Source organism: Plantactinospora sp. DSM 117369 (assembly GCF_053764795.1).
On the sequence record NZ_CM132446.1, the window covers coordinates 8,510,237 to 8,522,705 of the forward strand.

General features: G+C 71.9%; 14 protein-coding genes. 8 read left to right on the top strand and 6 right to left on the bottom strand.

Going from position 1 to position 12,469, the window contains the following annotated elements; all coding sequences use genetic code 11:
• The first annotated feature begins 133 nt into the window (after positions 1 to 133).
• Together ACSMXO_RS36390 and ACSMXO_RS36395 are read left to right on the top strand one after the other, a co-directional pair.
• A complete protein-coding gene (locus tag ACSMXO_RS36390) occupies positions 134 to 1,837 on the top strand; it encodes a glycoside hydrolase family 13 protein (RefSeq protein ID WP_455415492.1) in 1,704 nt (567 codons plus the stop codon).
• A 215-nt stretch (positions 1,838 to 2,052) separates the two neighbouring features.
• Positions 2,053 to 2,202, top strand: coding sequence for a hypothetical protein (locus tag ACSMXO_RS36395; protein WP_455415493.1), 150 nt, complete (start codon positions 2,053 to 2,055; stop codon positions 2,200 to 2,202).
• Positions 2,203 to 2,277: 75 nt separating this feature from the next.
• Here the strand turns inward: ACSMXO_RS36395 and ACSMXO_RS36400 are convergent, their stop codons facing one another.
• Complete coding sequence (locus ACSMXO_RS36400) at positions 2,278 to 3,750, bottom strand: MFS transporter (protein ID WP_346260513.1); 1,473 nt, start codon at positions 3,748 to 3,750, stop codon at positions 2,278 to 2,280.
• 110 nt (positions 3,751 to 3,860) lie between these two features.
• Between ACSMXO_RS36400 and ACSMXO_RS36405 the strand changes: the two genes are divergently transcribed.
• The 3 genes from ACSMXO_RS36405 to ACSMXO_RS36415 are packed head-to-tail and all read left to right on the top strand — an operon-like array spanning position 3,861 to position 5,094.
• The gene (locus ACSMXO_RS36405) at positions 3,861 to 4,193 is read left to right on the top strand and encodes a PadR family transcriptional regulator (RefSeq protein WP_455415494.1); all 333 of its coding nucleotides are present in this window, start codon (positions 3,861 to 3,863) and stop codon (positions 4,191 to 4,193) included.
• Positions 4,190 to 4,801 carry a hypothetical protein gene (locus ACSMXO_RS36410; protein WP_455415495.1) on the top strand — a complete coding sequence of 204 codons (612 nt, stop codon included), beginning with the start codon at positions 4,190 to 4,192 and terminating at the stop codon, positions 4,799 to 4,801. The genes ACSMXO_RS36405 and ACSMXO_RS36410 overlap by 4 nt, the downstream gene beginning before the upstream one ends.
• A gap of 2 nt (positions 4,802 to 4,803) precedes the next feature.
• Positions 4,804 to 5,094, top strand: a complete 291-nt coding sequence (locus ACSMXO_RS36415) for a hypothetical protein (protein WP_455415496.1) — start codon at positions 4,804 to 4,806, stop codon at positions 5,092 to 5,094.
• A gap of 170 nt (positions 5,095 to 5,264) precedes the next feature.
• Here ACSMXO_RS36415 and ACSMXO_RS36420 read toward each other — a convergent pair whose 3' ends face one another.
• Positions 5,265 to 5,540 carry a DUF6458 family protein gene (locus tag ACSMXO_RS36420; RefSeq protein ID WP_455415497.1) on the bottom strand — a complete coding sequence of 92 codons (276 nt, stop codon included), beginning with the start codon at positions 5,538 to 5,540 and terminating at the stop codon, positions 5,265 to 5,267.
• Positions 5,541 to 6,155: 615 nt separating this feature from the next.
• Complete coding sequence (locus tag ACSMXO_RS36425; protein ID WP_455415498.1) at positions 6,156 to 6,383, bottom strand: hypothetical protein; 228 nt, start codon at positions 6,381 to 6,383, stop codon at positions 6,156 to 6,158.
• Positions 6,384 to 6,873: 490 nt separating this feature from the next.
• Here ACSMXO_RS36425 and ACSMXO_RS36430 point away from each other — a divergent pair, with 490 nt between their 5' ends.
• Genes ACSMXO_RS36430 through ACSMXO_RS36440 form a run of 3 tightly spaced genes read left to right on the top strand, consistent with a single transcriptional unit; the run spans position 6,874 to position 7,820 of the window.
• Positions 6,874 to 7,236: a helix-turn-helix transcriptional regulator gene (locus ACSMXO_RS36430; protein WP_455415499.1), complete on the top strand. Its 363-nt coding sequence runs from the start codon at positions 6,874 to 6,876 to the stop codon at positions 7,234 to 7,236.
• Positions 7,118 to 7,642 carry a DUF5753 domain-containing protein gene (locus ACSMXO_RS36435; protein ID WP_455415500.1) on the top strand — a complete coding sequence of 175 codons (525 nt, stop codon included), beginning with the start codon at positions 7,118 to 7,120 and terminating at the stop codon, positions 7,640 to 7,642. Before ACSMXO_RS36430 ends, ACSMXO_RS36435 begins: the two co-directional genes overlap by 119 nt.
• The gene (locus ACSMXO_RS36440; protein WP_455415501.1) at positions 7,632 to 7,820 is read left to right on the top strand and encodes a DUF397 domain-containing protein; all 189 of its coding nucleotides are present in this window, start codon (positions 7,632 to 7,634) and stop codon (positions 7,818 to 7,820) included. Before ACSMXO_RS36435 ends, ACSMXO_RS36440 begins: the two co-directional genes overlap by 11 nt.
• 192 nt (positions 7,821 to 8,012) lie before the next feature.
• Here ACSMXO_RS36440 and ACSMXO_RS36445 read toward each other — a convergent pair whose 3' ends face one another.
• The 3 genes from ACSMXO_RS36445 to ACSMXO_RS36455 form a co-directional block, all read right to left on the bottom strand.
• The gene (locus tag ACSMXO_RS36445) at positions 8,013 to 9,620 is read right to left on the bottom strand and encodes an amidase family protein (protein ID WP_455415502.1); all 1,608 of its coding nucleotides are present in this window, start codon (positions 9,618 to 9,620) and stop codon (positions 8,013 to 8,015) included.
• A gap of 181 nt (positions 9,621 to 9,801) precedes the next feature.
• Positions 9,802 to 11,295, bottom strand: coding sequence for a hypothetical protein (locus tag ACSMXO_RS36450; RefSeq protein ID WP_455415503.1), 1,494 nt, complete (start codon positions 11,293 to 11,295; stop codon positions 9,802 to 9,804).
• A 56-nt stretch (positions 11,296 to 11,351) separates the two neighbouring features.
• On the bottom strand, positions 11,352 to 12,410 hold the full coding sequence (locus ACSMXO_RS36455; protein WP_455415504.1) for a hypothetical protein: 1,059 nt from the start codon (positions 12,408 to 12,410) through the stop codon (positions 11,352 to 11,354).
• Positions 12,411 to 12,469: the final 59 nt, after the last annotated feature.

Below are 12,469 nucleotides of genomic sequence, written 5' to 3' on the forward strand. Positions count from 1 at the left end.
AAGAGGGTCTCGATCCTCGGCAGGACGGGGCCTCGATCGTCCGGAAGACTGGACCTCGACCGACCGGATCCGTACGCCGGGCCCGCCCGCGCGTCGTGACCGATGGGAGAGCACCCTGAACAGCACCGAGACGATGTCCTCCGCCACCGCCGCCGAGCCGGCCCCGGGCGACGGGCCGACCCAGGCCGGGCCGTGGTGGCGGGACGCGGTCATCTACCAGATCTATCCGCGCTCCTTCGCCGACTCCGACGGCGACGGTGTCGGCGACCTGCCCGGGATAACAGCCCGGCTGGACCACCTGGTCGAGTTGGACGTGGACGCGGTGTGGCTGTCGCCGTTCTATCCGTCGCCCCAGGCGGACGCCGGCTACGACGTGGCCGACTACCGTGACGTGGATCCGCTCTTCGGCACGCTGGCGGACCTCGACCGGCTGATCGCCGAGGCCCACGGCCGTGGCCTGCGGTTCATCGTCGACCTCGTGCCCAACCACACCTCCTCGGCGCATCCGTGGTTCACCGCCGCGCTGGCGGCCGGGCCGGGCAGCCCGCAGCGGCAGCGTTACATCTTCCGGGACGGTCGCGGCCCCGGCGGCACCGAACCGCCGAACGACTGGCAGAGCGTCTTCGGCGGCCCGGCCTGGACCCGGGTCACCGAACCGGACGGCAGCCCCGGGCAGTGGTATCTGCACCTCTTCGACCGTGGCCAGCCGGACCTCAACTGGGACCTTCCGGAGGTCCGCGCCGAGTTCCGGGACATCCTGCGGTACTGGCTGGACCGGGGGGTGGACGGGTTCCGGGTCGACGTGGCGAACGGGTTGGTCAAGCAGGCCGACCTGGCCGACTGGCATCCGCCGGTGGAGCCGGTCACCGGCGAGGGCACCGAGGGTCCCCGGCCGCCGATGTGGGACCAGGACGGGGTACACGAGATCTACCAGGACTGGCGGCGGGTGCTGGACGAATATCCGGGCGAGCGGATCCTGGTCGCCGAGGCGTGGGTGCAGTCCGCGGAGCGGCTGGCCGCGTACGTCCGGCCGGACGAGATGCACCAGGCGTTCAACTTCGAATACCTGGAGGCGGCCTGGACCGCTCCGATCCAGTACGCGGTGATCACCCGCTCGCTGGCCGCCAACGAGGCGGTCGGCGCCCCCACCACCTGGGTGCTCTCCAACCACGACGTGCTGCGGCACGCCAGCCGGCTCGGGCTGCCGGTCGGCACGCCCCGGCCCCGGGGCATCGGCGTCGGCGACCCGCAGCCGGACTCCGTCGTCGGGCTGCGCCGGGCCCGGGCGGCCACCCTGCTGATGCTCGCGCTGCCCGGCTCGGCCTACCTCTATCAGGGAGAGGAACTGGGGCTGCCGGAGCACACCACGCTGCCGGACGAGGCCCGGCAGGACCCGACCTGGGAACGGAGCGGGCACGCCGAGCGGGGCCGGGACGGCTGCCGGGTGCCCGTCCCGTGGGAGGCGGACGCCCCGTCGTACGGCTTCGGGCCGGGGGACGCGAGCTGGCTGCCGCAGCCTCCACTCTGGGCCGAGTACGCCCTGGACCGGCAGCGCGGGGTGGTCGGCTCGACGTACGAGCTGTACCGGACCAGCCTGCGGCTGCGCCGGGAGCTGCGGCTCGGCTCCGGCACGGTGTACTGGCTGACCAGTCCGGACGACGTGCTCTACTTCCGCAACGGGGAGCTGCGGGTGCTGACCAACTTCGGCGCCGACCCGGTCGAGCTGCCGGCCGGTGCCGAGCTGGTGCACGCCAGCGGTCCGCTCGACGCCGACGGCCGGGTGCCGACCGACGTCACGGTCTGGATCCGGGTCGCCGAGGAGGCCGGTACCCGATAGAGGTCGGCGGCGGCGACCGGGCGGTGAAAGCGGTCTGACAGCCGGTGCAGGTCTACTGGAGCGGTCGACATACCCGTGGGACCTGGGGGGGAACACATGATCACCCGACTGCGCCGGCTCGTCCTGACCACCGCCCTGACCGGCGGCCTCGTCCTGGGCGGCCTCGCGGCCAGCTCGCCGGCACCGACGGCCGGGGAACCGCCTCGGTCAGCCCGATGATGTACGTCGAGTACGGGCCGTTCTCCAGTCTGGACGCGTGCTACATCCACCGCGGGCTGAACGACTGGCCGTACAAGACCGACTGCATGCTCGAGTGGGATTCCCGGCATCCGCTCGGCTTCTACTACGGCGAGTACAACCGGTAGTCGGCGGACCGGGCCGGCCGGGCGGGGATCCCCTGGCCGGCCGGGCGCCGTGCGGGGGCCCTCGGTCCGGCCGGCTCATGCCGACCGGCCCGAGGGCGGCGGTGCCGAGCCGACCGGCCGGTCGTCCGGGGCGACCTCCCCGGCCCGTACGGTGAGCAGCTCGTGCACCCGGCGGATGTCCTCGGGGGCGCTGCGTGAGGCGAGCCAGTACATGATCCCGGTGGGCAGGAAGAAGAGCTGGAAGGCGGCGAGCCCGACGGCGAAGTTCAGCGGTGGCGGGAACGCCGCGCGCAGCGCCGAGGCGGCCACCCCGATCAGCCCGTTGCCGGCCGCCCGGCCCACCCCGTTGACCAGGTTGCCGAGGCTGTAGACCGTACCCCGGTGTTCCGGCGGGTTGACGTCGGCGATCAGCGCGAACCAGTTCGGCGAGTTGGCCGAGGTGAGGCCGAGCGCGAACAGGGCGGTGAGCAGGCTGAGCCCGACCGTCGGCTCGGTGAGGACGCTGCCGAGCACGGCCGCGGCCACCGCACCGGCACCAGCGCCGTCCGGCACGTCGATCCGGATCGGCACGAAGAAGAGCACCGCGTAGAACGGCACCGCGGCCAGCACCCCGATCGCCGCGACCATCGCCCGGCCCCGAGGGGTACGCCGTTGCGCGGCGTCGCCGACCAGCCCGCCGACGATGGAGAGCACCCCGCCGAGCTGGAAGAGTACGGCGAAGATGCTGCCCACGACGGTCGCGGTGGCCGACGAGTAGCCCTGGGCCTCGGCCCGCTCCCGGAACAGCGCCGGCAGCCAGACCAGCGAGCCGAAGGCCACCTGCGCGGTGAGCCCCTGCAACACCAGCCACCGGTTCGTCCGGCGGCGCAGGATTCCGGGCAGGTCGGCCCGGCTGATCCGGTAGTCGTAGTCCGCGCCGACCGCCAGCGCACCGGTCAGCTCCGGCTCGCTCTGGCCGCGCCGGATGTCGTAGGTGAGCAGGTAGGCCACGGTCGCCACCAGGCCGGCGACGCTGAGCAGCAGGAACGGGCGCCGCCAGTCCTGCGCGCCGAGCACGCCGCCGACCAGGGTGCCGGCCAGGGTGCCGATGCCCTGGGAGAGTCCCCAGAAGCTCAGCACCACGCCCCGGCGGCGCGGGCTGACCAGGTCGGTGACCACGGAGAAGCCGACCGAACCCACCGCGCCGAGCCCGATCGCGGCCAGCAGTTGTGCGCCGAAGAACGCCAGGTAGGTCGGGGCGACGGCGCTGCCGGCCGTCCCGGCGGCCCAGAGCAGCGTGCCGACCATGAGCAGCGGCTTGCGGTTGGCCCGGTCCCCGACGTACGCCCAGCCGACCGCGGCCACCGCGCTGACCAGGAAACTCGTCGCGGTGACCGCGCCGATCGCGCCGGCAGGGACGTCGAGCGCCGGGGCGATGGAGCCGTAGAGCGGTGGCACCAGCCCGATCGCGACGTTGTCCAGCGAGGCGAGCACCACGAAGACCGCCACGCTGTAGAACCGGTGGACCGGGCCCCCACCTCGGGCGACTCTCCGGCCACCGATCGTCATGTCCGGCACTCAACCAGGATCAGGTAACGGCGGGGTGACGGTAGCGCCGGGTGGGCGTACCCGCGCAAAGACTAGGTTGAACTCTAGCTAGGGCTTGGTAGAGTACGAGCATGCCCAACCCCCGGATGACGCTGCCCACCCGGGCGGTGCTGCGTACCCTGCTGGAGCACCCGTCGCGCGAGTTCTACGGCTTGGAACTCTGCGCCGCCGCCGGGCTGGCCAGCGGCACCATCCATCCCATCCTGGCCCGGCTGGAGAGTCTCGGCTGGCTGCGATCCCGCTGGGAGGATCTGGACCCGCACGAGGCCGGTCGCCCGCGCCGCCGGTACTACTCCCTCACCTCGGACGGGGCCGTCCAGGCTCACCGGGCACTGGCCCGGGCGGACGCACGGGTGGCCAAGCTCGGCACCCTCCGGCCCGGACTCGCCGGAGGGCAGTCGTGACCGGGCAGGAGCAGCCGGCGGAGGCGTACGAGATCACGGTTGGCAACGCCCTGCGGCACGCCGACACCGCCGACGAGGTGGTGCTGCGGGTCCTGGCCGGCCTGCGCGCGGCCGGCGGGCCCCGGTCCGGCCCGCAGCCGCACCGCGCGACGTCGGACTGGCCGCTGCCGCGCCGGGTGCCGGGCCTCGACCCCGGCCCCTACGCGCCATGGGCGGACCAGCCCCTCGTCCCGGCCGTCCGGGAAGCCTCGGCCATCGCCCGGAACACCAGCAACTACCTGCGGGGATGGCGCCTCGGCAACGAGGCCGTCCGGGCCGCGAGGCCAGCGGCGGCCGCGGCCGTGGCCGCCCGGATTCCGCCTCCCCCGGCGCTACCCGGCGGGGTCCGCCACCGGATCGCCGCCCGGACCGGCGCCGCCGCGACCCGCCTGATCGGCCTCGTCGTGCAGGCCCTGCCAGCCCCGGAACGCCCCCGCTACCAGGAGGAGTTCCGGGCCGAACTGAGCAGGCTCAGCGGCCTGCACCAGCTCGGTTACGCCACCCGCCTGCTGCTGTCGATGGTCGCGCTCCGGCGCGCGCTGCGGCAGCCGCGGGTCGAGGCGGAGTAGCCGTGCCGCTACGCCGGGCGGGCGCGGTCGCGGCGGGCGGCGGGCTCGTCACCGGCCTGTCGATAGTGGACTGGCCGGTGCTGCTGGCGCTCTTCGCGGTCAGCGCGATGGCGATGGGCGCCATCTGTTGGGTGGTGAGCGACCAGGACCGCCCGAAGCGGCTCGCGCTGCTGATCCATAGCTGGCGCGGTCAGCCGCCCACGGCGCGATCAGGTGCCCGGCCGGTGGCCCGGCGGTCATCGGCCCCGGGATCGCGCGCCGGGAAGGCTGCCGGGGCCGCCGACGGTCGGTGACCCGGGTCAGCCGGACGGGGCTACGCCCGGCGCTGTGACACGTACCGGGCCGGCGGCGCTATCCGAGTAGCCGGCTGGGGTGTGGCGTGCGCCCGGTGCCCCCAGCCACCGAACCGCACCCCAGCCGGCCCGTCGCCTTTCGCATCACCGTGACGGAACCGGACGGCCGGTCACCGGGGCGGCAGCACGTCGCGCCGCTCCTCGACCCGGCGGTACTCGGTCGGCTCGGTGGCGCTGACCTGGCGGTATTCGGTCGGCTCGGTGGTGGTCACCACCGAGCGGCGCCGGTTGTTCCAGATCACCGTGGTCATGATCAGACCCAGTACGCCGGCCGCCATCAGGATCCAGCCGACCACGTCCAGGTCCAGGCCGCCGATGCTGACGTTCAGCGCGAAGGTGAGGATCGCACCGAGCGCGATCAGGAAGATGCTGGTGCCGATACCCATGACACGCCTCCTCGTGGGGGGATGCTTGGCTGTCCTGGTCCTGCTACCCAGTCGCCGAGCCGACGAATCGTCACACCGGGCTGGCCTGCCGAAACATCGCGACTGGCCCGGTCGAAGCCGCCGCTGCCGGTCGAACCGCCGTCGGCTCCGACAGCGACCAACCCCGTCACCCTGTCTGGGTCGCACCCCGAGGCCGCTCCGAAGGGATAACGGCGGCCCCGGGGTGCTTCCGTCGGTGCCGGCCCCGGGTGATGCGCGGAAGCGGAGGCCGGTACCGACGTTTCGGCGGGTGCCGACGTTTCGGCGGGTGCCGAGCCGGCGCTAACGGCGTCGGGGCACCCAGTAGATGATCTGCCCGACAATCAGCGCGGGATGCCGGTCGGGCAGCGCCTCCAGGGCGCGGGCGAGGTGCGCGGCGAGGTACATCATCAACCCCACTCGGTCACCGTCGAACCCGATCAGCAGTGACAGGCGGGCTGGCGCGCAGGGCCAGTCGTGTTCGCATTCTCGGCAGGCGTAGGTGTCCGTGGGGACGTGCTGCCCGGCCGCCTGGCGCGCACGCACCCGCCGTCGAGCGATGTGCCGTTCCCATCGCACCCACGGCCCGATCACGGGCTACACCCGCTCGGCGTGCCGGGCTCGGTGCTGCTGTGCCGGAGTCAGGCCGCCCGCCCGGCCGTTGGCCAGGTGTGCCCGGGTCGGCCCGTTCCACCCGTCGTACCGGCCCGCGTTGCGGGAGTCGGGGAAATCGACCCACGGGCGCTGTGGCTGTTCCGGCGGTAGAGGGGGTGGCGACGCTTCCCCGTGCCCGGCCCGTTCTTCCCTGGCGATCCTGGCGTCCACCGTGGCAGCCCGGACCGCCCGGCGAACTCGGCACCCGCCAGGGACGCACTCTCGGCGGGTGCGGTGTCGGCACCCGCCGATCGTGTGCTCCTACTACCCCGCCGGGGGTAGTAGGAGCACACGCAGGGATCCGAGTCGGGGCAGATCCATCGGTGTCCGCACCAGCAGTACCGCCAGAGGCGCCACCAGACCCGACGATGGCGAATTCTGGTCCCTCGTACCAGTCTCATTCTTCTGCCCTCCCGTTCCGGTAAACAACAGGGCAGGGGCGGCGCTCGTGTCCGCTACGAGCAACCGCCCGTTGACGGAAAGACGACCCACCATCGGGGCGGATCTTGCGGCCCACGCCCTCCGGCATGTTGAAGCGGGGCGCTGTAATGGCTTTTCCGTCTGCTCTCCACCCTGGACTGTGACGATGCGGTATCGGAAGATGAACACGGTGGCCGCCTGGTGGTGGCGGCGTACCTGCCGACCACCCGGGGTGATAACCATGAATGACCATCCGCCATCGCTTCCGGCCCGCATCCGGGAGCTGCGCACGCAGCGGAAGCTGTCTCAAGACAGGCTGGCCGCCGCAATCGGCGTGGCAAAGTCGACTGTTCAGTCCTTCGAGTCGGGGAAGCTGATACCGCAGGAAGGCACGGCGCAGCGCCTTGACGAAGTGTTCGGCACCGGCAGCGAAATTCAAGGGCTGGCAAAGACGGCACAGGAAGACCTACGCCCGTGGGTTGAGCATGAGCGCCGCGGTTCTGTTGCGCGCGTGGGAACCGACGCTGATTCCCGGCGTCCTCCAGACCGGGGAATATATGCGGCTGGTGTTCGCCGCCGTGCCATCCAACATCGGCCGGCTTGATGAGGTCGTTGCAACCCGTCGCAATCGTCAGGCGACCGTACTCGATCGCAGGTCGCCGGTTGAGTTGGTGGTGATGGTTGAGGAATCCGCGTTGCACCGTGGGCCGGCCGAGATCCTCAAGGCTCAACTGGGGCATCTGGTGGACGTCAGTCACCGGCCCACCGTTCGCATCCGGGTTGTACCCGACGCGGCTGGCATCCATGCCGGGCTGGGAGGACCGCTCGCGCTCGCCACGATGCCCGACGGGCGGCGGGTCGGCTACCTCGATGACCTGCTACAAGGGAGGGTGGCAACCACTCCTGGTGACGTGCTTGAGCTGGAACTAGTCTGGGAGGCAGTGAACGAGCTGGCGCTGACCGCCGACCAGACCCGAGACATGATGTTGAGAATTATCAATGAGCGATGAACCAGTTTGGCGGAAAAGTACCCGATCCAACGGGTCATCTGGCAACTGCGTCGAGGTGGCCGACAACCTTCCCGTCCGGGTGCTGGTCCGGGACACCAAGGACCGGGACGGCGGAACGCTGACCTTCGGTCCGGCCGCCTGGCGGGCGTTCGTCAGCCTGGCGAAGACGCACGCCTGACCGCCGCCGGGAGTACCGACGAACTCCACCGAGGGTACCGACGAACCGGCCAACCGATGCCGGCCGCAGCCGGCCCAGAACGACGAACAGCCCCCGGCCCGGGGAACATCCGGGCCGGGGGCTTCGTCATCTCTGGTCAGATCCGCGCTTGGCACCAGCCCACACGCCCTGCCCATTCAACCGGAGAGGCCGTCAAGGCGCGCAGCTCGGGTCGCGGTCGGCGAAGTCGGCGCAGCGGAACAGCGACGGGTTGACCTGCGAGGGCGGGCGCCACGTCAGCGACGCCTGCTCGTAGTCGTACGCCAGGGCCAGCAGTCGGGCCTCGGTGTAGGCGGTACCCAGGAAGGACATCCCGACTGGGCGACCGTTCGCCGGGTCGTACCCGATCGGGACCGCGACCGACGGGTACTGGGCCCGGGCGCCGATCCCGGCCGACCCGCTGCCGACGAAGACGATCGCGTCCAGGTTCTCGGCGGCGAGCACCGAGTCGATCCGCTCCCGCGCCCCTGCGATGCCGGTGTCCCGGTTTGTCTCGTACGCCGCCTTCGCCGCTGGATCGGTCAGGTCGATCTCGTTCGAGGTGACGAGCTGGGTCTGGCCGAACTTGATCGTGCCCTCGTCGACGTGCGCCAGGTTCCACTTCACCACGTCGTCGAGGGTGTCCATCGGCGCGCTGCGGGGCAGCCGGGCCAGGTAGGCGTTCAGGTCCCGCTTGAACTCGTAGCTCAGGATGCTCGGCGGCAGGCCGCCGGTGTTGACCGTGACCGGCACGACCCTGGCGCCCCGGGCCCGCAGCACGTCCAGCGCCTCGGTGAACAGCACCCCCTGGTTGCCGGTCGGGCTGCTGGCGACCCCGATCCGCTTGCCCTGCAACGCGGTTGTCGAGAGCGTCCGGGTGTAGTCGGTGCCGACCACGCCCGAGCTGGTCCCGGTGACCGGGTCCTCCGGGTCGATCCCGGTCAGCGCGCTGAGCAGCGCGGCGGCGTCGTAGACGGTCCGGGTCATCGGCCCGGCGGTGTCCTGGCTGGCGGCGATCGGCACCACCCCGGTCCGGCTGACCAGACCCACCGTCGGCTTCACCCCGACCAGCGAGTTCGCCGCCGACGGGCTGAGGATCGAGCCGGAGGTCTCGGTGCCGATGGTGACGGTGGCCAGCGCCGCCGCCGCGGCCGAGCCGGAACCCGAACTGGACCCGCTCGGGGTCTGGCTGACGTCGTACGGGTTGAGCACCTGGCCGCCGAGTCCGCTGTAGCCGGACGGCATCCCGTTGGTGGTGAAGTTGGCGAACTCGGTCAGGTTGGTCTTACCCAGGATGATCGCCCCGGCCGCCTTCAGCCGGGTGACCAGGAAGGCGTCCTTCGCCGGGTACGACGTCGCCAGGGCCATCGCACCGGCGGTGGTGGGCAGCCCCGACAGGTCGATGTTGTCCTTGATCAGCACCGGGATGCCGTGCATCGGTCCCTTCGCCCGGCCCTTGCGGCGCTCCTGGTCGGCCCGCTTCGCCTGCGCGACCGCGTCCCGGGCGACCACCCGGACGGCGTTCAGGCCCGGGCCGTTGGTGTTCAGCGTCCGGATCCGCTCCAGGTATGCCTGGACGAGTTCCTCGGAGGTGATCCGCCGGGCGGCCAGCGCCTCGCGGAGCTGCGGGATACCGGCCCGCTCCAGGTCGAGCGGGAACGGCCGGTGCCGCCCGGTCGCCTCGGACGGTACGCCGAGCGCGGTGGCGACCAGTGCGGCGATGCTGACCAGGACGGTGGCGAGTACGACGAGCCGGAACGCGGATCGCGGCCGGATCGGCACAGCGGGTTGATGCACATCGGATTGATGCACCTGCACGCCCTTCCATGAGGCCACGCCCGGCGGCCCACGGACACCCGGGCGTGAGGGGGATCTCGGAAGCACACGGTTCTGATGTTGACGCTACGGTACGGATCGATTTCCGCCCGGTAAAACGATCTTCGCCCCCATCGGCCGCACCGGCTCAGCGGTTGAGCGTACGGGTCAGCCCGGCGACGACCGCCGTGCTGAGCACCCAGCCGGCCAGGACCAGCAGCGCGGCGACGTACTCGGTGCCGCCGGCCGGTTTCCAGGCGTTGTCGTGCCCCAGGTTGACGATCGGCAGCAGCAGGTCAAGTGCCTGGAGCGTGGCGTTCCGCTCCGGCGCCTCGGCCGGGTTGCGGGGCACCGACGGGTCCAGGGCGAAGCTGAGCGTCCCCAGTGCCCAGAAGGCGACGAGCCAGATGCCGGCCAGCCAGGTGCGGTAGCCGTACCCGACCAGGCCGTCGACCAGATAGCCGAAGAGTCGCCCCGGCGCCCGCAGGGTGGCCCGGCGTTGCCGCTGCCGCTCCAGCAGCACCCGACGGGCCTCCGCCTCCTGCCCGCCCCGCCGGTACTGCTCGGCGAGTTGCTCGTACGGCTGCGGGGTGTAGCCCTCGGGACTGCGCCGCAGCCAGTCCAGCCGCTGCCGGACGCTGACCGGCACCGGCGGCGACGGCAGGTGCGGCGGGGACGGTGCGCGGGCGATCAGCAGCCGGTAGGTGCAGCCGATCAGGTCGAGTTCCGCCGGCCAGGTCCGCGGATCGTCGAAGATCGAGTCGGCCTGTAGACCGGAGAGCCGGACCCGTCCGGTCGGCCGCTCGGCAAAGGTCAGCCAGACGCTGCCGGCCCGGGCGCCACCGAGATGCAGGGCGAACATCCCCGCCCCACGGAGCGCTCCGTTGTGGAAGTTGAGCTGGTTGCCGATCTGGGCGTGGATCAGCAGTACGTCGCCCTCGGCGGTGAAGCCGTACCGGGCGGTGAGGCTGCCGGCCACGGTCAGCCGGTCCGCACTCAGCGCCGCCCCGGCCGGATGCCGCAGGGTGGCGCCGTCGAGATCGAGGTTGCCGCCAACCTTGGCTCCACCGAGCCAGACCTGACCCTCGGCGACGAACCCCTGCCGGGCGTGCAGGTTGCCGGTCACGCTCAGCCGGCCGGCCGCGAGCGCCGTGCCGGGGTCGATCGGCGGGAAGACCGGATCGCCGGTCGGCTCGGCCCGATCGGCCAACCGCGAGCCGTTCAGGGTGACGGTGCCACCGACCTGGGCGTCCCGCAGGTCGACCGGGCCGGTGACGACACAGTGCAGCAACGCCAGGTCGCCGCGCAGGTCGAGCAGGCGGGCCCGGAGTCCCGGCAGGGTGCAGTCGGTGAGGACCAGGTTGACCGCCCGGGCCTCGGTCAGCTCCGGTACGTGGGTGAAGGTGCACCCGCCGATCGAGACCGGAACGGTGATCTCGGCGTGCCGCAGGTCGACCCGGCCGACGATCCGGGCCGACCGCAACCGCAGCCCGGCCCGGTCACCGCCGCCGGTGAGCAGCTCCACCAGCAGCTCCGCCCGGACCGGGTGCGTCGTGCCGCGCAGGTCGACCTCGACTCCCCGGTGGAACGCCGACCACACCCGCCGTTCGGCCGGGTTCCACCGCCACGATGCCCTCCGCACGACAGCGAGAATTCCAGATCGCCGCCCCCGCGGGTACCCCGTCGACCGGGGCCCGGTCAGTCCCGGTCGTGCACGGTCGCCCAGTCGGTCGGGATGAAGTGGTCGGGCGCGTGCAGCACGTTGAGCAGGCGCTGCCGGATGCTCTCGTGCATCACCGGCCCCCACGGAAACCTGGTGGGGTACTGCACCATGTTGCGGAACGTGTTCGCCGGCCCGTTGTTCCGCTCAAGGTACTGGATGGCGGCCTGGGTGCAGACGTAGTCGGCGTACGCGAGCGCCTGGTGCGCCGCGGTGTAGAGCGCCTCGGTGCCGGGCTGGTGCCGCAGGTACGGCTCGAACCACGGCAGGTCGACGCCGGCCATCGGGGTGGGCTGAAACTGGAGGTCGTTTGCGAGCGCGACCGGCAGCGGGTCGTGTTCGATGCCGTTGGCCTGGGCGAGCATCTGGGCACCGGCCAGCACCCCGGCCGGCTCGGCGAGGTCGAGCAGCTTCTGCCGGCCGATCACCACGTGCTGGTTCCGCTGCATGTACCGGTCCAGCCCCAGTGGATCGTCCGGAAAGTCGAACGCGATCTCGGCCAGCGCCTCCACCCGGTCGTGCCGGCCCCGGTTGTTGTAGTAGGTGATCATCCAGCTCATCGCCTTCGGGGCGTACTGCGGATCGCTGGTGGATCGCGCCTTGGCCATGGCGTCCCGGGCCCGGTCGGGCTCGCCGGCCCGTTCGTGGTTGAGGGCGATGTGGAACCACGCCACCGCGCTGTACCCCAGCCGGTACGGCCCGGCGAGCTGGTTCCAGAACCGGTTCGCCAACTCGTAGTCCTCGATCCGGGTGGCATGCCCGGCGAGCAGCAGCTTCGCCGCCGGGCTGTAGATCGGGTGGTCCCCTTCGGCGGCGATCCGCAGCGCGTCCACGCCGTCGGCCAACTGCCGGTGCGTGTACGGCACCGCCTTCGCCAACGCGAGGAGAAACGCCGCCTCGGTCCGGTACGGCGCGCCGGGTGCCGCCTCCGTGAGTCCCTTGAGCTGCGCGGCGGCCGACTCCGGCTCCCCGGTCAGCAACAACTCGAATGCGTCCCGGCACACCGCCGCGCGCCGGACGCGTTCGGTCTCCTCCATGAGCGGCCTCCTCGGACAGTTTCACCAGCCCGTAAGGAAGCTACACACCTCGCCGCGAT

Coding starts and splice junctions, on each gene's coding strand:
- ACSMXO_RS36390 (WP_455415492.1), top strand. CDS start 134: ATGTCCTCCGCCACCGCCGCCGAGCCGGCCCCGGGCGACGGGCCGACC.
- ACSMXO_RS36435 (WP_455415500.1), top strand. CDS start 7,118: ATGAGCGCCGCGGTTCTGTTGCGCGCGTGGGAACCGACGCTGATTCCC.
- ACSMXO_RS36455 (WP_455415504.1), bottom strand. CDS start 12,410: ATGGAGGAGACCGAACGCGTCCGGCGCGCGGCGGTGTGCCGGGACGCA.
- ACSMXO_RS36395 (WP_455415493.1), top strand. CDS start 2,053: ATGATGTACGTCGAGTACGGGCCGTTCTCCAGTCTGGACGCGTGCTAC.
- ACSMXO_RS36430 (WP_455415499.1), top strand. CDS start 6,874: ATGAATGACCATCCGCCATCGCTTCCGGCCCGCATCCGGGAGCTGCGC.
- ACSMXO_RS36400 (WP_346260513.1), bottom strand. CDS start 3,750: ATGACGATCGGTGGCCGGAGAGTCGCCCGAGGTGGGGGCCCGGTCCAC.
- ACSMXO_RS36440 (WP_455415501.1), top strand. CDS start 7,632: ATGAGCGATGAACCAGTTTGGCGGAAAAGTACCCGATCCAACGGGTCA.
- ACSMXO_RS36405 (WP_455415494.1), top strand. CDS start 3,861: ATGCCCAACCCCCGGATGACGCTGCCCACCCGGGCGGTGCTGCGTACC.
- ACSMXO_RS36420 (WP_455415497.1), bottom strand. CDS start 5,540: ATGGGTATCGGCACCAGCATCTTCCTGATCGCGCTCGGTGCGATCCTC.